Here is a 21714-nt window from a genome sequence, read left to right on the forward strand (position 1 = left end):
CACGTGCGAAGCAGACGAACAGCCCCTTTCCTGGCAGCCAGTGTCGTCGCCACCCTGGTTCCCGCGCTCGCCCCGGCCACGGCCACTGCCGCCGAGAACCCTCTGAGCCAGTACCTCAACCAGAAGCCGTCGTGGCACCGGTGCGACACGTCGCAGCCCGCCTCCTACCAGTGCGCGACGATCAAGGTGCCGCTCGACTACAGCCGCCCGAGCGGCAAGAAGCTCGACCTCGCGATATCGAGGATGAAGACGAGCAGCAAGAAGGAGCGCCGCGGTGTGCTCCTGCTCGTCCCCGGTGGCCCGGGCCGCTCGGGTGTCGGCATGCCGCGGAGACACGAGACCTATCTGCCGAAGGCCGTGAAGGCGAAGTACGACCTCGTCGGCTTCGACCCGCGCGGCGTCGGCAAGAGCTCCCCCGTCAGCTGCGGTCAGACGACGGAAGAGATGAACTGGCAGCGCCCCTACAAGGCCGCCACGTTCGCCAAGGACGTGAAATGGGCCCGCACCGTCGCCGAGAAGTGCGACAAGAAGCAGGGCGACAAGCTGCGCCACATCACCACCCGTAACACCGCACGGGACCTGGACGTGATCCGCGCGGTGCTCGGCGAGAAGAAGATCTCGGCCCTCGGCTACTCGTACGGCACCTACCTCGAGTCCGTCTACATGCAGATGTTCCCGAAGAACGTCGACCGATTCGTGCTGGACAGCTCCGTGGACCCGGCACGGGTCTGGCGCGGGATGATCCAGGTCTGGGCCGAGGGCGCCGAGCCCGCGTTCGCCAACTGGACCAAGTGGACCGCCAAACAGCACGCCAAGTTCAAGCTGGGCAAGACTCCGGCCGCCGTGAGCAAGACCTTCTGGGACCTGGTCGCCCAGGCCGACCGCAAGCCGGTCGACAACGGCTTCGGTGAGCTGTTGAACGGCGATGGCGTCCGCTTGTACATGCGCGGAATGTTCTTCGACGCGGAAAACGCCGCCTATGCCTTGAAGGACATGAAGGACCTGAACGACGCCGCCGAGGGCAAGAAGACCACCCCGGCCCCCACCCGCGAGTCCAGGAAGCCCGCGCGCCCGGCCCCGCCGTCCTTCGGCCCGGTCACGACTCCCGAGGACAATCAGGGCGCCGCCGCCTGGTCCATCATGTGCGGCGACACCCGCGCCTGGCCGCGCGACCCGGAGCAGTACCGCCGCGACGCGATCGCGGACAAGAAGAAGTACCCGATTTACGGCGACTTCGGCTCCAACATCAAGCCGTGCGCGTTCTGGAAGAAGGAGGGCACCGAGCCCGCCACCACGATCGACAACAAGGTCGGCGCCCTCATCCTCCAGAACGAGTGGGACTCCCAGACACCGCTGACCAGCGGCCAGGGCCTGCACCGGGCCCTGAAGGGCTCGAAGATGGTCACGGTCATCGGTGGTGTCGGCCACGGGGTCGTCTACGGCAACAAGTCGTGCGCCGACAAGCCGGCCACGGCCTACCTCACCACCGGCAAGCTCCCGGCGAAGGACATCACCTGCAAGGCCACACCGGCGGGGGGCTAAGGCAGCGACGCGAAGGCGGCGCCAGCCCGCAGCGCACCCGACGCCTCAGGGTGTCCCGGGCATGGTCAGCCGCTTCTGAACCCCTCAGGCTGACATGAGATGACGTGGGGCCTGCTGCCGACACCTCCGGCAGCAGGCCCCACAGCACGTCGTAACGAGATGGACAGGCGACCGAACAGGCGCCCGCGGGAGAAGGTCAGTCGGCTGCCCTGGCCGTGATGAACGCCTCCCAGGCGGCCGGGGCCACGGCAAGCTTTGGGCCGCCGGCGACCTTGGAGTCTCGGACGTGGACGGTGTGGGGGCAGGAGGCGACCTCGACGCACGCGCCGCCCTCGTTGCCGCTGTAGCTGGACTTGCGCCAGTCGTAGGCGACTTCGACGCAGGCTCCGCCCTCGTTCGTGCTGTAGCTGCTCTTGAACCAGACCAGGTCGGGGTTCACGCTCTCGCCGCCATCCTCTCGATCAGTGCCACGGACTCCCAGGGAGTGAGGGCCTGGGCCCGCAAGGCACCGAACAGGTCGATCAGCCGGTTGACCTCTTCGGGCTTGGAGATCAACGTATCCCCGCCCTGGCCTTCCGTGTACCCCAGATTCCGCCCTTCCCGGGTACTCAGCAGTTGCATGGGCCCGTGCAGCCCCGCATGCATCTCCCGCTCCGTCGGCATCACCTGCACCGTCAGATGGCTCCGTGCACGCACCGACTCCAGCAGATGCGCGAGCTGCTCCTTGAGCACGGCCCGACCGCCGATCGGCCGGTGCAGCACCGACTCCTCGACGACATAGGAGACGACCGGCTTCGGCTTACGGTCCAGCACATCCCGCCGTTCCAGCCGCGCCCCCACATGCCGGTCCAGCTCATCCGGCTCGTACATCGGCACCCGCACCTCGTACAGCGCCCGCACATACGCGGGCGTCTGGAGCAGACCGGGGATCACCATCGCCTCGTAGGCGCTGATACTCGCCGCCGCGGCTTCGGTGCGCTTCCAGTTGAGGAACTTCGGCGAGTACTTCTCTTCCTCCATCATCGGCACGCACGACGCCAGCACCCCCTTCGCCTTCAGCACCTCGTCGGCCTCCGTCAGGAACACCGTGGTCGGAATGCGCTCCGCCCGCTCGTACGCCCCGACCAGCGACTCCGACATCAGCAGCCGTTCCGCCAGGTCCCTCTGGGTCATCTCCGCCAGCCCGCGGAACAGTTTGACCAGCTCGCCCACGTGCCTGCGCGCAGGCGACGGCTCCTTGCCCGACCCCACCGCATCCACCGCCCTTCCCACATCAGCCCGATGTGGACCGTGTCCCTCTGGTCACGCTACGCAACCATCGCGATCCTCGGGGCATGACCAGCGAGAAACTCCCCGATTGGGTCCCGGCGTCCGGCGTCCGACTGCGTCTCGCGGGCGTCCACTTCGACGCCGTCCGCGTCCGCGGCGTACGCGGCGAGGCCGTCCTCCACCATCTCGTCCGCGCGACGGGCGGGCGACCCGGGCCCGTGGTGCGCGAGCTGTGGCGCGGACGGTGGACATACTTCCTGATCCCGCCCGGAAGCAGCAAGGCGCACCCCTGGCCGCCGGGTGCCGCCTGCTTCGGGCCGTGCGCCCGGGACCAGTACGTCGGCATCCCCGCCGCCCACGGCAACACCTACCCGCTGTCATGGCGCGCCGGTCCGCCGCTCGCCGGGGAGTTCGTCGACCCGGATCTGCTGTTCGCGGTGGTCACTGCGCAGCTCTGCGTGGCTCCCGAAGGCTGAGCCGGGAGATCGTACGCGCTGACAACTTCGATACACCTTGCTGAAGGTGTGCTGAATCCGTTCCGGCATCGTCGGTTCCGTATACCCGGAGCGGGCACCTTGCCCGCTTCAGGCCGCGCTCGGCCACGGGGTTGGATGGGCGACCACGCGGTCTGTCCGCATCTCCCGGCCAGGGGTAAACGGAATGGACGAAAGGTTCACACCATGCGAGCTGCCGACACCTTCCGCTCGACTGGCTCCAGGCGTCTGCTCGCGGCAGTCACCGCGCTCGCCGGAGCGCTTCTGCTCGGGGCGTGCGCAGGAGGAGCCGATCAGTCAAAGGACGAGGAGAGCACGGGGGTCGCGAGCGTAACGGGACCCACGAAGGGCACCGGGGACAAGAAGGGGCCGTCGCCGGCGAAGCAGACGGAGCGACCTCTCCTCAGGCCCGACAGCTCCGACGAGGAACAGAGCAGGATCTGGGATGTGTACTACGCCTGCATGGGGAAGCAGGGAGTCAAGGTAGGAAAGAACAGCGACGGCAGCTACAAGGGCATGCAAGACGGGGACAAGGACCCGAAGTTCCCGGCAGGCCAGAAGAAGTGCGGGCACTTGGAGCCCGAAATGCCGTCGTGGCGGTCCGCCAGAGAAGATCCCGACTTCCGGGAAAAGGCGGATAAGTGGGTGAAATGCATGCGCTCCCACGGCGCCGTGGCGACCGTCGGAGACGACGGCATGTTTTCCTTCGACGACGCGACTGTCAACCAAGCACTCGAGTGGACCGACAAGTGCGAGATCGAGGTGTTCCTCAGGAAATAGCCGCGGGCTCGCACCGCCGGACGACAACCGCCATGTGCCGGACTCTCGCGCTAATCAACTTGGTCCGGGCGGTCAGGCCTTAGTCGCGCGGTTCCGCGGGCGGCCGGAACACCGGCACCGTCACGCCACCCCCCTCCTCGCCTTCCTCCTCGCGGAAGGTCACCTCCAGCTCCATCCCGATCCGCAGGTCCGCCTCCGGGCACCCCACGACCTCCGTCATCATCCGCGGACCCTCGGCGAGGTCGACCACGGCGGCGATGTAGGGCGTGCGGGACGCGAAGGGCGGCAGGTCGTTGCGGTGGACGACGGACCAGGTGGAGAGTGTGGCCCGGCCGCTCGCCCGCTCCCAGGTGACGTCGTCGCTCCAGCAGTACGGGCAGAACTCGCGCGGGTAGTGGTGGGCCTTCCCGCAGGCCCCGCAGCGCCGTACGAGCAGACGGCCCTCGGCCGCCGCGTCCCAGTAGGTGCGCGTGAAGGGATCGACGGCGGGGATCGCGGCGCTCACCGGGCGGGCCCCCTCGCACGATCCGGGAACATTCCAGGCCTCCTCCGACGTCCGGACTCCGCATCTGACGATACGTCAGTTCAGCCGACGGGAGGGCGCTCGCGCAAGAGGTGGTCACCGGGTCTACCGGACGTTCGACGCCGTGACCGATTCGCAACCGATTCCCCTCTTGTCCGAGACCCATCAAGTGAACGGGCGATTACGCTCAGCTGTCATGGCCGATGACCGACACACCCACGCCACGCCCGACGCCCTGGGGGACCGTACGGACGACCGTCCGGTGTACGTCATCGGCGCCGGCCCCGGCGGACTCGCCGTCGCCGCGGCCCTGCGGCAGCGGGGCGTGCGCGCGGTCGTCCTGGAGAAGTCCGGGGCCGTGGGGGCCTCCTGGCGCGGACACTACGACCGGCTGCGGCTGCACACCACACGCAGACTGTCGTCCCTGCCGGGGCTCGCCATGCCACGGAAGTTCGGCCGGTGGGTGTCCCGTGACAACGTCATCCGCTATCTCGAGAAGTACGCGGAGTTCCACGAGCTGGAGCTGGTCACGGGCGTGGAGGTGACCCGGCTGGAGCCGGCGGGCCCGGACTGGGTGCTCCACGCGACGGGCGGGCGCCGGCTGACCGGGCGGGCGGTGGTCGTCGCGACCGGCTACAACCACACTCCCCGGCTGCCGGACTGGCCGGGCCGGGACACGTACACCGGTGAGCTGCTGCACGCGTCCGCCTATCGCGACCCCGCCCCGTACGCGGGCAAGGACGTACTGGTCGTCGGGGTGGGGAACACGGGCGCCGAGATCGCCGCCGATCTCGCGGAGGGCGGAGCCGGGCGCATACGCCTGGCCGTGCGCACGACGCCGCACATCGTCCGCCGCTCCACCCTCGGCTGGCCCGCGCAGCGCTCCGGGATCATGGCCCGCCGCTTCCCCGTCCCCTTGGTTGACCTCGGCGCCCGTCTGATATCCCGCGTCGTGATACCCGATCTGTCGGCGCACGGCCTGCCCCGCCCGGACACCGGCCTCTACTCCCGGGTCCGGCAGGGCGCCGTTCCGGTCCAGGATGTCGGCCTCATCGACGCCGTCCGCACGGGCAGGGTCGAGCCGGTCGGCGCCGTCGAGTCCTTCGACGCGGACAAGGTCGTACTGGCGGACGGCACCCGGATCGATCCGGACGCGGTGATAGCCGCGACGGGCTACCGGCGGGGACTCGAGGGCCTGGTCGGGCATCTGGACGTCCTGGACGACCGGGGCCGCCCGGTGGTCCACGGCGGCAGAACGCCCCACGGGGCGCCGGGGCTGTACTTCACCGGCTTCACCAACCCGATCAGCGGGATGCTGCGCGAACTGGCCATCGACGCGCAGAAGATCGCGAAGGCGCTGGCAACGGCGGAGAACCGGGCCCGGCGCCGGGCCTGACGCGGGGCCCGACGCCGACCCGATACGGGACCCGGCGCCGGCCCTGACGCGGCGCCGCCGCGGCCCTCCACGCGAGCACGTCTCCCCGTCCGCATGCGCTCCCCAACAGGTCCTTCTGCTGCGCGACTGTTCCTGACATGCCGTCAGTTCAGTTAATCTGACAGTGCGTCAGCTATATCGGACGACGAGCAGGAGCGGCGAAGCGATGCTTGGATCGACCCACGGCACCCTCACCACCGATCTCCGCGCCCGCGTCGTGGCTTGCGGAGAGCAGCCCGGACCCGCTGTCCACGGTATCGCCGCGAGCGAGGGCGACCTGGATGTCAGCGGGCGTCCCCTGTATGCGCCCGTCCCGGACCTCGACCGGTTCTTCCGGCCCGAATCGGTCGCCGTCATCGGCGCGTCCGATGCCGAGGGCCGGCCGAACACCGGGATCACCCGGCAGCTCATCGCCTGGGCCGGACGGGTCGGGGCGCGGCTGCACCCCGTGCATCCCCGCCGGAGCGCCGTGTTCGGAATGCCGTGCGCGGCCTCCGTGGCGGACCTGCCGGAGCCCGTCGATCTGGCCGTGCTGCTCGTCGCCGACCCTCTGCCCGTGATCCAGGAACTCGGCCAGGCCAAGGTGAAGTTCGCCGTGGCCTTCGCCTCCGGCTTCGCGGAGACCGGCGAGGAGGGTGCCGCCGCACAGCGGCGGCTCGCGGCCGCCGTCGAGCGGTCCGGGCTGCGGCTGCTCGGACCCAACACCAACCTCAACGCCTTCGAGGAGTTCCGCGACGACCTCGAAGGGCCGGCCATCGCGCTGATCACCCAGTCCGGTCACCAGGGCCGGCCGGTCTTCACCCTGCAGAAGCTGGGCGTACGGCTCTCGCACTGGGCGCCGACCGGAAACGAGGCCGACCTGGAGACCTCGGACTTCCTCTCGTACTTCGCGGGACGGCCCGAGGTCGGGGCCATCGCCTGCTACGTGGAGGGGCTCAAGGACGGACGTTCCTTCCTGCTCGCGGCCGACCGGGCCGCACGGGCAGGCGTGCCGGTCGTGGCGGTCAAGGTCGGGCGGACCGAGGCGGGGGCGCGTACGGCCGCCTCGCACACCGGCAAGCTGACGGGCGCCGACCAGGTCGTGGACGCGGCGATGCGGCAGTTCGGTGTGATACGCGTCGACGGGCTCGACGAACTCCAGGACACCGCGGCCCTGTTGGCGCGGGCCCGCACACCGCGCGCCGACGGTGTCGTCGTCTACTCGATCTCGGGCGGCACCGGTGCGCACTTCGCGGACCTCGCGACCGCGGCCGGGCTGCGGCTGCCCCAGCTCTCCGCGGCCAGGCAGGACGAGCTGCACCAGTGGATACCGGAGTACCTGAACGTCGCCAACCCCGTCGACAACGGCGGTCACCCGGTCGGCGACTGGCGCGGTCGGAAGATCATCGACTCGATCCTCGCCGACCCCCAGGTCGGGGTGCTGATCTGCCCGATCACCGGCCCGTTCCCGCCCATGAGCGACAAGCTCGCACAGGACCTGGTGGACGCGGCGGAGTCGACGGACAAACTGGTGTGCGTGGTGTGGGGTTCGCCCGTCGGCACGGAGGAGGCGTACCGGACGACCCTGCTCGGCTCGTCACGAGTCGCCACCTTCCGCACCTTCCGCAACTGCATCACCGCCGTGAAGGCGTATCTGGACCACCACCGGTTCACCGCCTTCTACCGCTCCCCGTTCGACGAGGCTCCGCGCAGCCTCTCCCCCTCCTTCCGCAAGGCACAGGCCCTGCTGCGGCCCGGACACCGGCTCAGCGAGCACGCGGCGAAACAGCTCCTGCGGGCGTACGGGATCCGGGTGCCCCGAGAGCAGCTCGTGACCAGCGCGGCGGCCGCGGTGCGCGCGGCCGGACTGGTCGGCTATCCGGTGGTGATGAAGGCATCGGCGCCCCAGCTGGCCCACAAGACCGAACTGGGGCTGGTGAAGATCGGGCTGACCTCGGCCAGCCAGGTCCGTGACGCGTACCGCGAACTGACCGACATCGCCCGCTACGAGGGCGTCGAGCTCGACGGCATCCTGGTCTGCCAGATGGTCGAGCGGGGCGTCGAGATGTTCGTCGGCGTCACCCAGGACGAGCTGTTCGGGCCGACGGTCACGGTGGGTCTCGGCGGGGTGCTGGTGGAGGTGCTGCGGGACTCCGCCGTGCGCGTACCGCCGTTCGGCGAGGACCAGGCCCGCTCGATGCTCGCCGAACTGCGCGGCCGGGCCCTGCTGGACGGGGTCAGGGGCGGCCCCCCGGTGGATGTGGACGCACTCGTCGAGGTCGTCCTGCGCGTACAGCGGATGGCGCTGGAGCTGGGCGGCGATCTCACCGAGCTGGACATCAACCCGCTGATGGTGCTGCCGCGGGGGCAGGGCGCGGTGGCGCTGGACGCACTGGCGGTGTGCCGATGAGCGGCGAAAAGGCGGTAGACGCCGCGGAGGCCGTAGACGCCGCGGACGCCGTGCAAGCCGCGGACGCCGTGCTGCACCGTACGGAGAACGGCGTCTCGTGGATCACGCTCAACCGGCCCAAGGCCATGAACGCCGTCACCTGGGACCAGCGCGAGCGGATCATCGCGCTCCTCGCCGACGCTTCCGCCGACCCCGGTGTGCGAGCCGTCGTGATCACGGCGACGGGTAAGGGCTTCTGCGCCGGAGCGGATCTGCGTGGAGCTCCGACGGGTGGCGGCGAGCGCGTGGCGGGCGATGTGGCCCGGACGATCCGGCGCGGTGCGCAACGTTTCATCGCGGCCGTACTGGACTGCGAGAAGCCGGTGATCGCGGCCGTCAACGGCACGGCGGCCGGGATCGGCGCCCATCTGGCGTTCGCCTGCGATCTGGTGCTGGCCGCCGAATCCGCCCGTTTCATCGAGGTGTTCGTACGCCGCGGGCTCGTCCCCGACGGCGGCGGGGCCTATCTGCTGCCGCGGCTGGTCGGGCCGCAGCGCGCCAAGGAGCTGATGTTCTTCGGGGACGCGCTACCGGCCGTGGACGCGGAACGGATGGGGTTGGTCAACCGGGTGGTCGCGGCCGGCGAACTGGAGAAGACGGCGCGCGAGTGGGCCGAACGGCTCGCCCAGGGCCCGACCCGCGCGCTCGCCCTCACCAAGCAGCTCGTCAACGCCTCACTGGACGCCGACCGCACCGCCGCCTTCGCGGCGGAGGCGGCGGCGCAGGAGATCAACATGACGACGAGGGACGCGAACGAGGGCGTGGCCAGCTTCGTGGAACGGCGCACGCCGCAGTACCGGGGGCTCTGAGAGCCGCGGGCTCTCGGGCTTCCGGGTGCGGCGCGCGGTGCCCGCGGCCAGTAGTCGGCCGCGGGCACCGGAGCGTGGACCGGGATCCGGACTCAGCCCACCGTGGTGACGATGGGAGTGCCGAAGCCGCCCTTGTCGTTGCCGGGGTAGGCGAAGACGGTACCGTTGTTGTGGACGGCTATCAGGTCGCTCTTCTGGTCACCGTTGAAGTCGCCTTCGGAGAGCAGCCGCATGTTCTGCCAGCCACCACCGGTCTTGCTGGCGGTGTTGAAGGTCCCGTTGCCCTTGCCGGAGGACAGGTACAGGTCGCCGGTGTTGTGGACGGCGTAGACATCCGTCTTCCCGTCACCGGTGAAGTCCCCGGCGGAGATCAGGCGCATGTTGGCCCAGCCGGTGCTGGTCACGCTCCCTGTGGCGAAGTTCTTCCCGTTGCCCGGGTAGTAAAAGAGGTTGCCGTTGTTGTGGACCGCGAGCAGGTCGCCCTTCTTGTCGCCGTTGAAGTCCGCTGCGGAGAGCAGACGGATGTCGCCCCAGCCGGTCGCGCCGACGGAGGAGCCCGTCACACCGTTCTTGCCGTTGCCCGGGTAGAGGTAGAGGTTGCCGTTGTCGTTGGCGGCGAGGATGTCGGCCTTGCCGTCGCCGGTGAAGTCCGTGGTGACCAGCAGGCGCATGCCGGTCCACTTGCCCGGACTGACCTTCACCGCCTTGCCGAACTTGCCCTTGCCGTCACCGGGATAGGCGTAGAGGTAGTCGTCGGCCGCGTCGATTGCCAGGAGGTCGGCCTTCTTGTCACCGTTGAAGTCGGTGGCCGTCATCAGCGCGCCCCACGACCGCCGCGCGGTGGTGGCGACCCAATCGGCCATGCGGTCCGTGCGGGTGGCGATGGCGTCGGTGCGGGTCTCGCTCTCGCCCAGGCAGCCGCCCTGGCGCGAACGGGTGGCGATGCCCACCAGCTCGACACGCCCCTCGGCCTCCCGCAGCAGCGGTGCTCCGGTGTCGCCCTTGCACAGGGCGTCGCCGGCGGTGACTCCAGCCATGGTGAGCGCGGTGTCGGACAGGGAGCTGACCTTCATCGACGCGGTGTGGGCCGCGTCGGGCACCCATTCGGTCCTGGTACGGCCGAAGCCGACAGCCCGCAGGGTGTCGCCCTCGCCGGAGGCGGAGGCGGCCAGGCTGATCGGGGCGATGCCGCTGGTGGGCGTCGCGAGCCTGGCCATGACCAGGTCGAGGCCGGGCGAGGGGACGAGCTCGGTGACTTCCGCGATGTGTCCGCCGGTCCCGGTCATGGAGCTTCGGCCGATGGTGGCGGTGGTCTTGAAGGCGGGCTTGCCTTCGGTGATCTTGGTGGGGTCGCCAGGGTTGTCCGCGAAGCAGGCTGCTGCGGTCAGCACCCACTGGCGGTCGACCAGGGCGCCGGAGCAGGAACGGGTGGTGCCTCCTTCACCGATGTGCAGTCGTGCGACGGATGCCTGGGTGTCGGCAACGGCGTCCGGACCGGTAGCGGCTGCGGCGGGCAGGCCGGTCAGAACGGCGGAGCCGGCGGCAGCGGCCAGGACCGTGGTGAGTACGGCGAGACGGGTGCGTGTACGGAACACCGTGGAGATCATCCTTGCTGTGGATCGGATGTGACCGCGACGGGAGCGTCGGCTGACGGCCCCGGTGCGGCGAGGACCGGCCGGGCACCAGGGAGCGTGTCTTCCCGGCGCATTCGAAATGCCCTCAGGAACGTCGAGTTCGTCGAGAGCTACTTGGTAGCCGCGAGTTCCACCAGGATGTGGTCCCGCTTGTTCGGGTCCACCGTCTTACCCACACCCGTCCATTCGTTCTTGGGGACGTCGAAGGAGACTTCGCTGCCGTCCACGGTCATTTCGACATGGACTTTGTAGTCGTAGGAACGGACGGCATACACGCGCGGCAACTCCAGGTCCAGGGAACCCTTGTCACCAGTGACACGGAAGCAGAACGGATTGTTCGGTGCCGCGTGGCTGTAGATCTCGATACGACCCGGGTCCCGCTCGGTGCCGCAGGCCGTGTAGACGAGGTGGCCGTCGCCGCCCTTGAGCTTGATTCCGCGCGCCGCGAGGGCGGCGTCCGCCTCGGCCTTGGGGTACTGGAAGTCCTCGACGGCGATCGGCATATCCGCCGCTTCGACGGCGGCACCACTGCCCTGTGTGTCCACGGCGGCGGCGACACCCGCCATTGCCGTCACCCCAACCAGAGCCCCGACAAGCAATACGGCAGGAGAGAGCCTCATCAGCTTCCTCTTTCGCGGTTCAAGGGACGGGGCGGCAGGCGACTGCCCACCGGGTCGCCGTCCGGCAATGAACCAGGATCCCCGTCGTTCCCCCCCTAGTTGCCGCTGCCCGCGCGCCCGTTGGTCAGTACGGGGCGGAGACGACGCCAGCATTCATATCACCCAAACCGGGACCTCAACCCATTCATCGGCATGTGAGGTACATAACACCAAGGGGCCGTCAAGGACTCGGAAGGAGCTTCGCGGGGACCGGATGAACTGCCCACACCACTTGGCCCGCAAGGAATTTCACCCCGAACCCGCAATGCCCCAGACCGTGTTGCGGAGGCCGTTCCCTGAACGCTTTCCGACCGGTATGCGATTACCGGATGGGATCATGGCTCCGACCAAAGGCTATGAACCGGCCTCAGCTCTGCGAGGTCGGCTGCGACCATTTCATAGGGGGGAAGACGTGCTGAGACTGTTCGGGCTGCGCCGGGGAATCCCGGTCGCGCCCCAACGGACGAGACTCACCGCTCGTTCATCGGCCGCGGGGGTACTGTGCCTGGCCATGAGCGCCGGCTTGATCGGTGCCACCGACGCCGCCGCGGCGGCAGCGCCCGTCGCCGCGCGGTCCGACGCGCCACTGAACGAGCGGGCTCAGGTGTTCGCGCTCTGGCGTACGGGGGGCGACGAGACCAAAGCCGCCGCGGAGAAGGTGCTTACGGGACCGGACGGCGCGGTCCACGACTTCCTGGCGAAGACAGCCCCCGACCTGGTCCACGTGGACAACCAGGTGAAAGCGCTGCAGCTGATGAACGAGAGCGGGCCTTCGGTGCGCAAGGGGCTCAACGAAGCCCTTAGCGGCACCCCGGAGCAGCTCGCCGCCTATCTGAGGTCCGGCTGGGGGGATGCCCTGGTGGAAGACCAGCGGATGGCCGTACTGCAGGTGATGCAGGGCGCGGGCGACTCGGTGCGTGAGGCGGGCACCAAGGCCGTGGACGCGGGCACGTCCGAGGCGCTGATGAAGTTCCTCGTCAAGGACCAGCCCGCTGCCCAGGCGGACGACGACAGGATGGAAATCCTGCAGATCTCCGCCTCCGCCGGCCCGCTGCTCAAGAAGGCCGCCCAGGAGGCGCTCAGCGGCTCCCCGGCCGACATGCGCACGTTCCTGACAGAGGGACAGCACATCGCGCGTGCCCGCGACCAGGAGACCCTGACGGTCACCCAGCTCGCCAACCTGGCACGCAGGGCGAGTGACCGGGCGAAGACCGAGACCGAGGCAGCCAGGCAGGCCGGCATTCAGGCCGAACAGGCCGCCGCCGCCGCGAAGAAGGCCGCGGAGGAGGCAGCCAGGCAGACCGCCGCGGCCAAGGATTCCTCGGAAGAAGCCGCTCTGAAGGCCCGTGAGGCGGCGAAGGCCGCGACCGGAGCCGCCAACGCGGCCCGCACGGCGATCCGCGCTTCCAACACGGCGATCGCCGCCGCACGCACGGCTGCCAGCGCGGCATCATCCGCGGCGTCCGCCGCCGCGGCAGCGGGTGACGCTGCGGCACAGGCGTACGCGTCCGCGACAGCCGCGTCCAAGGACGCCGGGCAGTCCAAGGCGGCCCGCGCCGCGGCGGATAGGGCGCGTGCCGCCGCCGCCGGAGCCCAGGACGCGGCAACGGCCGCGCTCCAGGCCGTCGAGGCGCTGAAGGGCGCCACGGCCGCCGCTTCATCGGCAGCCAGTGCGGGGCGGAACGCCGCTGCCGCCGCCACGGCAGCGGCAGCGGCCAGTGCGAAGTCGGGTCTCGCCGACGCCGAGGCACGGCGTGCGGCAGAGGCAGCCGCCCAGGCCCGCTACGCCGCCGCCACCGCCACCAACGCCGCCAACGCGGCTGAGAGCCTCGCGGCCGCCGCCGCGGCGGCGGCCCAGGGCGCGCACAAGGCCGCCAACGAAGCCGCGGCCCACGCCCGTGCGGCGGCAAAGGCCGCCGACGAGGCGGTGGCCCAAGCGGGCAAGGCGGTCGACTACGCCAACAAGTCCGCCCGCCACGCCGCCGAGGCGCTCAAGGCGGCGAAGGTGGCGACCGACGCCGTCAAGCAGGCCGAGAAGGTCTACGAGACCGCGCGAGCGGTGGAAGGTGCCCAACTCGAGGCGCAGAAAGACGAATTCGCACGCGCCGCGAACGAGGCCAAGCAGCAGGAGCAGAAGGCGAAAGCCACTGCCGCCGACAACCGCGCCGAGGCCGCTCGCCGTGATGCGGAAACCAGCAGGATGCTGGAGGAGGCGACTGCAGCCGGGGTGGACCCGGCGACCGCGGTCGTCCTCGGCCGGAAGGCGGCACTGCGGCTGGTGACCACCGGCGGCCCCTGGACCCAGCAGTTCGCGCAGACCGCGCTGACCGGCAGCGACGGTGAGGTCCTCCAGTGGCTCAGGACCGAGCGGAAACAGGCAGAGGAGCAGGACGACTGGGCCCGGGTCAGCAGCATGGCCGACAGCGACTCCGAGTCGCTGCGCCAGGCGGCTGCCACGGCGCTGAGCGGGTCCTACGCGACCGTCACCGCGTTCCTGAAGACCGGCCAGTACGAGGCGCAGATGGAGGAGAACCGCGCCAAGGTCCTGCGGATCTCCCAGGCGGGTGGATCACAGGTCAGGCTGGCGGCCACCGCCGCGATCGACGCGCGAACCCCGGAGGCGCTGCGCACGTTCCTGGAAACCGGCTGGAAGGAAGCGGAACAGGAGGATGACAGGGCCCTTGCGCTGCAGTTGAAGGCATCCGGAGGACCGCAGGTCAAGGCGGCGGCTTTCGTCGCCCTCGAGGGCCCGGCACGCCAGCTCCATGCTTTCGTCACCGTGGGCCAGTACCGGGCGGCCAAGCTGGACCAGGACGCGGCCTCCCACGCCGCCACCGTCAAAGGCCTCATCGCCCAGGCGGCCCGATACGCGGCGACTGCCAACCAGACCGCTCAACTGGCTGTGGAGTACGCGGCCAACGCCAAGGCGAACGCCGATGAGGCGAAGAAGGCCGCGGCTGCCGCTCTGAAGTCGAAGGCGGAGGCCGAGGGCCACGCCGCCGCTGCCAAGAAGTCCGCGGCGGATGCCGACAAGTCCGCGAAGGCGGCGGCCGAGTCGGCGAAGCAGGCCCGCGACGCGGCCCGACAGGCGCAGGCCGCCGCCCAGCAGGCGGACGCGTCCTCAGCTTCCGCGCGGTACTCGGCGTCCCAGGCCGCCGCGTATGCAGCCGATGCCCAGGCCTCCGCCGAGTCGGCACGCGCTTCCGAACTGGCCGCCGGACGTGACGCCGTCGCGGCAGGCCAGGCAGCTCTGGCAGCCCGGGAGATCGCGAGGAACAAGGCGCTGGCGGAGTACAAGGCGCAGACCGAGGGAATCTTCGCCGGCGACCCGAACGGACGGCGCCAGCCGGACTCCGACCGGGCAAACCACCCCGACTACAACTCAGCCGACTGGTGGGAGTACCTCGGCATCGAATCCCGACTGGGAGTTCTCTTCGGCGGGCATCTGGCCACCTGCCAAGCGGGACCCCTGTCCTGTGAGCTCTACGGATACTGGACCACGTCGCCGGACAAGCCGTACAACCTGCAGCCGGGTCAGATGGACCAGGCCCTCGCCAACGAGGTCTGGGAGCGCGCCCGGAGAAGACAGCTGTCCGAGTATTTGCAGAGCGCGGCGGCACAGTGTCCAGGCGCTCCGGGGGCGACCTGCCGGGTCAATCTGGACACCCGCTGGAGTGTCGGGGAGTTCGGCGAGGACGACCACGACCTGAACTACGCGATCCGGGGCTTCGACTACCGGCAGAGCGGCACTCTCACCATGACGAAACTCGCCGGCGGCAAGGTGCGCGTCACCGGCGAGGCACGCATCGACCTGTTCAAGACCTACGACTTCGATTACGGCGACAAACTCATGGGAGGAGCAGTCGACTTGGGCATGTTCGCCGAACTGCACCGGCTTGGACTCGCGCGTGACTTCGACGTCCACGGCAGCAAGAAGGTGAAGCTTGACGTCACGTTTCCCTGACGGACGACGCCAGTGAACGGATTCACCAATGGGACGAAGGACAAAGCATGAGCGTACGCAACAGTGTGAGGCCTGACGGCAGACCTGCCGTAGCGTCCTCATACCTACTCATCGCCTCCCTGTTCGCGGCTCCCTTGCTCACGGGGTGTGCCACTGAGAGCAGGGAAGATGTCATGAAGGCGTTCGAGCTGGAGATGCCCCCGTGTGAGACCGAAGACCTGACGTTCTCCGGGACGACGGACTGGCCGTCCACCCACATGGCGATGAGCTTCACCGCCCCTAAGGACTGTGTGGAGCAATATCTCAAGGACCACCAAGTCGACCTCAAAACGCCGCTCCAATGGCCCGAATCAGGTGTGGGCCACATAGATGGTTCCCCGATATCCCCGACCGATCCGCCTTTCCCGGCCGAGAAGATGGAGCAGTTCGCGCTCAAACTCGACCCGAAAAAGAAGTACAACATGTATACCGATTTCCGCACCCCCAAAGAGGCCGAGTTCACTGTGCTGCTCGCCCCCCAGGGAGAGAAGGTCGGTGTCTACATGGACAGCAGCTCATCGGGATATGTGAAGGGGTCCGGTCGCGGTCCCCAGCCCACGCCCAGCTGAGAAGCCCTCGCCCTGTTCCGGACCGCAGCGCGCGGCCGGGACAGGGCAGGCGGCCCTCACGGGAGGGCCACACCCGCGGTACCCGGCGGCGCGGCGCACGCCCGAAGGCCTGCCCGCGCCGCCGGGTAGCGCTCACGCGTACGGGTCGAACGGAATCCCCGACGGCTTCGCCTCCGCGATGTTGCTCTCGAAGCTGCCGTCCTTGATCCCGAAGTGCGCGCTGCCGAAGTCGGCCGCGACGAGCTTGTCCCGCAGACCCGCCGGATAGCCGTTCCAGCCGACCAGCGCCGGGTACTGCCAGGTGCGCTGGTGGTTCTCCGGGGGCTCGTCATTGGAGTTGGCGGGACGGAAGCAGTGGGTGGACACCCCGTCCTTGTGGTAGACGACCTTCGGGTGCGTACCCTCCCAGCGGATCCGGTCACGCGGGTAGATGTCGAAGTCTCCGTGGGCGGAGGTGGCGACGTACTTCGCCTCGTTGTTCTGCACCCAGACCACGACGTGCTCCCAGTCGTGCCGGTGCCCGAACGGGTCCCAGCCCGGGATGGTCTGGTCCTTCTCGAAGTAGGAGGTGTACATGATGGCGCACCAACCGTTGTTGCACTTGGAGCGCGAGTACCCGTTGGTGTTGACGAGATCCGAAGCGTCCCGGCAGCTGCCGCTGAGCGACCCGGTGGTCTTCAGACCACCGTTGATGGAACCGTCCGGGCCGATGGCGGGCACCGCGTAGCAGCCGTCGGTGTCATAGTCGTAGCCCGGCTGGAACGTCCGGTCCAACGCGTCCGCGCTGGACGGCAGGGCGGGCGGCGGCGCGGCCCAGGCGATGTTCGGAACGGCGAGCACCAAGGTGAACGCGCCGGCGAGAACGAGCGGAACCCTGCGGATTCTTGCGCTCTTCAGCACCAAGTCCTCCTGGAGGCAACGGTGTGGGGGACACGTCCGTTTGACGTGTACGCCGCAGCCTCCAGGTGTTTGGGCGGAAGGCCAAGAGGTCGGACATGAATATCTGGTGAGAGGTACCTCCCGTACTGGCCCCGGCTGAAGGGACGTTCGGGCACCTTGACCTCGCCCGCCGCCCGCCGCCCGCTGATTGCCGATTGCTCCGGCCGGACGTCAGCTGCGAGCCGGCGAACGTCCCGCCAGGAACTCCTCGAACGTGACCTCGCCCACGGCACGCTCGGGCGTCAGATGTCCCCCGGCACGAAACCCCCGGTACGCCTTGCCCGCCAAGCGCACGTTCAGCAGGGGGCGCCGCCGGCCGCTCGCGCGCAGATAGGCACGGGCGAGCTCCGGAAACGAACGGACCTCGGGGCCGCCCATGTCCGGCACCCGCCCCGCGGGCGCCCCCGCCGCGAGCTCGACCAGCCGGTCGGCGACCTCGGCCGCGTCGATGGGCTGGTCGCAGACCCTCGCCGGCAGCAGCATGACCGGCAGCTTCGCCGAGCTCTGGAGGAGCTGCAGCACCAGATCGTGGAACTGCGTCGTACGCAGCACGGTCCAGCCGAGCCCCGACTCCTCGATCAGCCGCTCGACGGCCAGCTTGGATTGGTAGTAGGCGAGCGGCACCCGGTCGACCCCGACGATCGAGATGTACACCAGATGCTTCACCCCGGCCTCGCGGGCGGCGTCGATCAGATGGCGTGCCGCCTGCTCGTCACCGCCGCGCGGCGTACTCGCGCAGTGCACGATCGTGTCCACGCCCGCGACGGCCGCGGCCAGCCCCGTGCCCTCGCGCAGGTCCACGGCGTACTGCTGCGAGTGCCGGCTCAGCACTCGCACCTCGTGCCCTCCCCCGGTGCCTGCGGCCCGGGCGCTGCGCGCGGCCTCCAGCCGCCGGGTGACGAGCCTGCCGAGCGTTCCGGTACCGCCGGTCACCAGGATCGTGGTCATCGCGGTTCTCACCCCTTCGGTGGTCAGGCACTCCCCGGTGGAGCGCCCGTCCTCCCATGGGACTGGAGTGAGCCCGCAGTTGTGACATCCCCGCCCGCGTGGCGCGTTCGGTTCATCCCGTTCGTGTGGCGTCTCGGGCCGCCCGGATGAACGCCTCGATCAGCTCGGGGCTCTTCACACCCCGGCTGATCTCGATCCCGCTGGAGACGTCCACGCCCCACGGCCGGGCCGTGCGCACCGCGTCCGCGACGTTGTGCGGGTCGAGTCCTCCGGCGAGCAGCCACGCCTGGCCCGGCCCGGGCAGCTGCTTGCCCGTCCGGTCCCAGGTCTCGCCCGCGCCGGGCACGGGGGCGTCGAGCAGCAGGATGTCCTCGCCCCGTTCGCCGTGCGCCGGCACGTCCCCGCGTACGGCCACACCCCGGATCAGGGTCCGTCCGTCCGGCCGCAGGGTGTCGTAGTAGGCGAGGTCCTCGTCCCCGTGCAGTTGCACGGCACGCATCCCGGTCGCGTCGAGCAGTGCGCGGACCTCGTCCAGCGGCTGGTTGCGGAAGACGCCGACGGTCATGATCCGCTCCGGCACGCGGAGGGCGAGCCGCCGGGCGGTGTCGGGGTCGACACGGCGGGCGCTCTCCGCGAAGACGAAGCCGATCGCGTCGGCTCCGGCCCCGACGGCGGTCTCGACGTCCCGCTCGGTCCGCAGACCGCACACTTTGATGAACAAGGAGAAGTGCCCCACTTCCGTCATGTGACCTGTCCTGCACGGGCCGGGTCCTGCACGGGCCGCCCTCAGTGTCCCAGAGCATCGGCCGCGCACACGGCGACCATGGCGGGACCCTGCACGTCTCCCTTCCACCACGACCAGGGGGTTCACAACTGACGGTCCGTCAGTTTCAATGGACGGTGTGATGGGTCACGCAGCGATGGCCGCCACGGCGGTCCGCTATCTCAGGTCCGCCGGCGCCCCCACGGCCGCCGAGCCGTACATCGCCCTGCCGCGCCCCGACCTGCGGGCCGTCGGCGCGGACGAGCGCCCGCCGGTCGATCCGGGTGAATTCCGCCGCGTGCTCGGCCATTTCGCGAGCGGCGTCACCGTCATCACGGCGCACGACGAGGAGGGCGGCGGCCCGGCGGGGTTCGCCTGCCAGTCCTTCGCGTCACTGTCACTCGATCCGCCACTCGTCGCCTTCATGGTGGCCCGTACGTCGACGAGCTGGCCGCGCATCGCCCGCGCCGGGGCCTTCTGCGTCAACATCCTCGAGGCGGAGCAGGGCGAGCTGTGCAGGGCGTTCGCGGTGAGCGGCGCCGACAAGTTCGCCGGGGTCGGCCACCGGCCGGCGCCGGTGACGGGCTCGCCGCGCCTGGAGTCCGTTCCCGCCTGGATCGACTGCACGATCCGGACCGTGCACACGGGCGGCGACCATCTGATCGTGGTGGGGCGGGTGGAGGCACTGGGCGCCGGGCAGGAGGGCGAGCCACTCCTGTTCCATCGGGGACGGTTCGGGCGGTTCGTTCCCTGAAACCGTTCCCTGAAACCGCTTCTGGCATAGGCCAAAGGCAACATCAATACACCTGGTCACCTGTTCGAGTGGTCGGGCGGCAAGACGAGCAAATCGGTGCGTCCCCTCCCGTACGTTCGCCGTATGAACGAACCCACACGTATCGACGTGTCCGAGCTCAACGAGCCGGGTGTGATGACGCGCCTCATCGCGGGGCCGCCCGACACTCCCGTCGAAGTCACCCACCACGGAGAGGTGATCCACAGGCTGGAGCGGCACGACCGCCCCATGACCGCCGAGGAGCTCATGGCGTTCTGGGAATCCGGGGGTGGTGTCGACCAGGAGATGCTGGACGAGATCGACGCACTGTTCTCGGGAACCGACGAGTACACCGAGCACGGAGACGCAGCCGCTTCATGACCACGACGAACGCACGCCCGACCGCATCGTCGCCTCGGTGTGGTCCCAGATGATGGCCGAGATCAGCGCCTCGGGCCGTAGTCTCCCCAAGGCCCGGGTCAACGACGCCTGGATCGCGGCCACCGCCCGCACCCACGGCCTTCCCGTGGTCACCCAGGACACCGGCTTCTTCGCCTTCCCCGGGGTGCAGGTGATCCGCGTCTGACCAGAGGCCGCGCGGAGGTACGCCGTGTCGGAGGTCCGCCGTGTGAGGGGTCTCGGAAGGGATCGCTCCGGCGGCGGTCACCACGGACGGCGGCGTCCGCCGCCTGATCACCAGAGCCATCAGCGCCGCGGCGAACGGCGCGGTCAGCCCCGCAGCGCGAGGTTGACGGAGACCGCGAGCCCGATCGTGCCGCGTGACCAGCCGAAAAGACTTTGGGGCACATCAGTCCGCGAGCACGAACAAGGGGGGCAGGATAGATGGACGTCACCATCTACGTACGACTCAGCCTCGATCAGCACGGCGACGAGTTGGGGGTTCGGCGACAGGAGGACGAGTGTCGATCGTACGCCACCGCCCGTGGCTGGACGGTACGCGAGGTAATCGCGGACAACGACATCAGTGCCACCTCGGGCAAGGTACGACCGGGGTTCGAGCAGCGTACCCCGTGAGCTGGCCGACAAGCGAGCCGGTAACGCCGTCCTGGCGCGGATCGTTTTCCCCGACTTCCTGCCCTGGGTCCTCGCCGTTCGGCAGGAGGAGGGAGACGACTCGGCCCACCTCCACCAGGAGTCGCAGACCCTGCGGGAACGACTCGACGGGCTGGCCGTGTCCTACGCCTCCGGGGCCATCACCCTGTCCCAGATGACGGCCGGTACCGAGGCGATCCGGGCCAGGCTCCGCGAGATCGATGAGAAGCTGTCCGGCGTCACCGGCCTGCCCCCGATCGATCCCGTGGCGGGCGTTACCGGCCTGATTCAGGACTGGCCGAACACTCCGCTCCCCGTCCGTCGAGCGTGGGTCAAGTTCGTCACCATGATCACGATGCACCCCAACGGCTTCAAGAAGGCGACGAAGATGACCGTGGACGACTACATGACCGTGGAGTGGAACCACACCGCCCACGAGGAACAAGACGCGTAGCCCGCCTCGCTCGACTCGCCCCGCTCTCACCAGAGGGCGGGGCTTCGTCATGCCGGATCAGAAGGGCGGCGGTTCTTGCCCGGTTCCTTGAAGCCGGTCGGTCAAACCGTCGTAGTCGAAGTCCACCGGCAAGGGAGCTGCGTACGCGTCTCCGAACCAGCGTCGCCGCTGTTCCTCTTGCTTGACCTTGCCAAGGTCTACGAAGGACAAGGTGGGAGCCGAAGGCCCCCCAAGGGAGCCAGCCCTTTCGTCTTCCTTCTGGGGGCCGCTCACGCGGCCCACCTTTGCCGGACGCTTGCGCTCTTCGTCTTCGCCCTGTCGGCCCCCTACGGGGGGCCGCTCTTCGCCTACCTGCTTGCTCGTCACCGCTGGCCTCTCACTCCTACCGCCGTCGCTCTTGAAGGTGTTTAGGTTGTATGGCTCCTCAGCCATACCCGCATGCTTCGGCAAGGTGAGTCGGTAGATCACCGGACCATCCGGCACCTTGCCGGTCTTCGTGAGCCAGCCGTGGCGCGGGACGCGGGGTTCGGTACGGCCCAGTCGATGCGCCAGCACCTGTTGAGCGCGCTCGGAGTGACGCCGACCGTCTACCGCCGTACGTTCCGCGCCGCCGTGAAGCACTGAGCCGTGGCCGTGAGCG

22 protein-coding genes are annotated in these 21714 nt (G+C 69.4%); 13 read left to right on the forward strand and 9 right to left on the reverse strand.

Annotated elements, in window-relative coordinates:
- Positions 1-3: 3 nt before the first annotated feature.
- Complete coding sequence (locus ACTWOL_RS16305; protein ID WP_474297439.1) at positions 4-1542, forward strand: alpha/beta fold hydrolase; 1539 nt, start codon at positions 4-6, stop codon at positions 1540-1542.
- A 196-nt stretch (positions 1543-1738) separates the two neighbouring features.
- On the opposite strand, the gene ACTWOL_RS16310 is transcribed toward ACTWOL_RS16305, so the two are convergent.
- Together ACTWOL_RS16310 and ACTWOL_RS16315 are read right to left on the reverse strand one after the other, a co-directional pair.
- Complete coding sequence (locus tag ACTWOL_RS16310; protein WP_474297440.1) at positions 1739-1981, reverse strand: DUF397 domain-containing protein; 243 nt, start codon at positions 1979-1981, stop codon at positions 1739-1741.
- A complete protein-coding gene (locus ACTWOL_RS16315; protein ID WP_474297441.1) occupies positions 1978-2802 on the reverse strand; it encodes a helix-turn-helix domain-containing protein in 825 nt (274 codons plus the stop codon). The genes ACTWOL_RS16310 and ACTWOL_RS16315 overlap by 4 nt, the downstream gene beginning before the upstream one ends.
- Before the next feature lie 74 nt (positions 2803-2876).
- On the opposite strand from ACTWOL_RS16315, the gene ACTWOL_RS16320 reads away from it, so the two are divergent.
- Complete coding sequence (locus tag ACTWOL_RS16320; protein ID WP_474297442.1) at positions 2877-3287, forward strand: hypothetical protein; 411 nt, start codon at positions 2877-2879, stop codon at positions 3285-3287.
- A gap of 204 nt (positions 3288-3491) precedes the next feature.
- Positions 3492-4085 carry a hypothetical protein gene (locus ACTWOL_RS16325; protein ID WP_474297443.1) on the forward strand — a complete coding sequence of 198 codons (594 nt, stop codon included), beginning with the start codon at positions 3492-3494 and terminating at the stop codon, positions 4083-4085.
- 79 nt (positions 4086-4164) lie between these two features.
- Here the strand turns inward: ACTWOL_RS16325 and ACTWOL_RS16330 are convergent, their stop codons facing one another.
- Positions 4165-4590 (reverse strand): Zn-ribbon domain-containing OB-fold protein, encoded by a 426-nt coding sequence (locus ACTWOL_RS16330; RefSeq protein ID WP_474297444.1) that lies wholly within the window; start codon positions 4588-4590, stop codon positions 4165-4167.
- 214 nt (positions 4591-4804) lie between these two features.
- Between ACTWOL_RS16330 and ACTWOL_RS16335 the strand changes: the two genes are divergently transcribed.
- The 3 genes from ACTWOL_RS16335 (at position 4805) to ACTWOL_RS16345 (ending at position 9280) form a co-directional block, all read left to right on the forward strand.
- Entirely contained in the window at positions 4805-6004 is a 1200-nt protein-coding gene (locus tag ACTWOL_RS16335) for a flavin-containing monooxygenase (protein WP_474297445.1), read from the forward strand.
- A gap of 205 nt (positions 6005-6209) precedes the next feature.
- On the forward strand, positions 6210-8432 hold the full coding sequence (locus ACTWOL_RS16340; protein WP_474297446.1) for an acetate--CoA ligase family protein: 2223 nt from the start codon (positions 6210-6212) through the stop codon (positions 8430-8432).
- A complete protein-coding gene (locus ACTWOL_RS16345) occupies positions 8429-9280 on the forward strand; it encodes an enoyl-CoA hydratase/isomerase family protein (RefSeq protein WP_474297447.1) in 852 nt (283 codons plus the stop codon). Before ACTWOL_RS16340 ends, ACTWOL_RS16345 begins: the two co-directional genes overlap by 4 nt.
- Before the next feature lie 92 nt (positions 9281-9372).
- Here the strand turns inward: ACTWOL_RS16345 and ACTWOL_RS16350 are convergent, their stop codons facing one another.
- The gene (locus ACTWOL_RS16350; protein ID WP_474297448.1) at positions 9373-10875 is read right to left on the reverse strand and encodes an FG-GAP-like repeat-containing protein; all 1503 of its coding nucleotides are present in this window, start codon (positions 10873-10875) and stop codon (positions 9373-9375) included.
- A gap of 149 nt (positions 10876-11024) precedes the next feature.
- Positions 11025-11480 (reverse strand): hypothetical protein, encoded by a 456-nt coding sequence (locus tag ACTWOL_RS16355; RefSeq protein WP_474297449.1) that lies wholly within the window; start codon positions 11478-11480, stop codon positions 11025-11027.
- Positions 11481-12084: 604 nt separating this feature from the next.
- Between ACTWOL_RS16355 and ACTWOL_RS16360 the strand changes: the two genes are divergently transcribed.
- Entirely contained in the window at positions 12085-15537 is a 3453-nt protein-coding gene (locus ACTWOL_RS16360; RefSeq protein WP_474297450.1) for an ALF repeat-containing protein, read from the forward strand.
- Between the two features lie 47 nt (positions 15538-15584).
- A complete protein-coding gene (locus tag ACTWOL_RS16365) occupies positions 15585-16145 on the forward strand; it encodes a hypothetical protein (RefSeq protein ID WP_474297451.1) in 561 nt (186 codons plus the stop codon).
- Between the two features lie 132 nt (positions 16146-16277).
- On the opposite strand, the gene ACTWOL_RS16370 is transcribed toward ACTWOL_RS16365, so the two are convergent.
- From ACTWOL_RS16370 to ACTWOL_RS16380, 3 genes are all read right to left on the reverse strand, one after another.
- Positions 16278-17045, reverse strand: a complete 768-nt coding sequence (locus ACTWOL_RS16370; RefSeq protein ID WP_474297452.1) for an NPP1 family protein — start codon at positions 17043-17045, stop codon at positions 16278-16280.
- 210 nt (positions 17046-17255) lie between these two features.
- Positions 17256-18032, reverse strand: coding sequence for an SDR family oxidoreductase (locus ACTWOL_RS16375; RefSeq protein WP_474297453.1), 777 nt, complete (start codon positions 18030-18032; stop codon positions 17256-17258).
- 112 nt (positions 18033-18144) lie between these two features.
- Positions 18145-18777 carry a phosphoribosylanthranilate isomerase gene (locus ACTWOL_RS16380; RefSeq protein WP_474297454.1) on the reverse strand — a complete coding sequence of 211 codons (633 nt, stop codon included), beginning with the start codon at positions 18775-18777 and terminating at the stop codon, positions 18145-18147.
- A gap of 160 nt (positions 18778-18937) precedes the next feature.
- Between ACTWOL_RS16380 and ACTWOL_RS16385 the strand changes: the two genes are divergently transcribed.
- The 5 genes from ACTWOL_RS16385 to ACTWOL_RS16405 all read left to right on the forward strand — a co-directional run bounded on the left by ACTWOL_RS16385 (position 18938) and on the right by ACTWOL_RS16405 (position 21074).
- Positions 18938-19549 carry a flavin reductase family protein gene (locus ACTWOL_RS16385; protein WP_474297455.1) on the forward strand — a complete coding sequence of 204 codons (612 nt, stop codon included), beginning with the start codon at positions 18938-18940 and terminating at the stop codon, positions 19547-19549.
- Positions 19550-19672: 123 nt separating this feature from the next.
- A complete protein-coding gene (locus tag ACTWOL_RS16390; protein WP_474297456.1) occupies positions 19673-19948 on the forward strand; it encodes a hypothetical protein in 276 nt (91 codons plus the stop codon).
- 37 nt (positions 19949-19985) lie between these two features.
- Positions 19986-20153: a PIN domain-containing protein gene (locus ACTWOL_RS16395; protein ID WP_474297457.1), complete on the forward strand. Its 168-nt coding sequence runs from the start codon at positions 19986-19988 to the stop codon at positions 20151-20153.
- A gap of 257 nt (positions 20154-20410) precedes the next feature.
- Positions 20411-20602, forward strand: a complete 192-nt coding sequence (locus tag ACTWOL_RS16400) for a recombinase family protein (protein WP_474297458.1) — start codon at positions 20411-20413, stop codon at positions 20600-20602.
- On the forward strand, positions 20553-21074 hold the full coding sequence (locus tag ACTWOL_RS16405) for a hypothetical protein (protein WP_474297459.1): 522 nt from the start codon (positions 20553-20555) through the stop codon (positions 21072-21074). The genes ACTWOL_RS16400 and ACTWOL_RS16405 overlap by 50 nt, the downstream gene beginning before the upstream one ends.
- 57 nt (positions 21075-21131) lie before the next feature.
- Here the strand turns inward: ACTWOL_RS16405 and ACTWOL_RS16410 are convergent, their stop codons facing one another.
- Positions 21132-21506 (reverse strand): hypothetical protein, encoded by a 375-nt coding sequence (locus ACTWOL_RS16410; RefSeq protein ID WP_474297460.1) that lies wholly within the window; start codon positions 21504-21506, stop codon positions 21132-21134.
- Between the last annotated feature and the right edge of the window lie 208 nt (positions 21507-21714).

This window comes from Micromonospora sp. IBHARD003 (assembly GCF_056106285.1).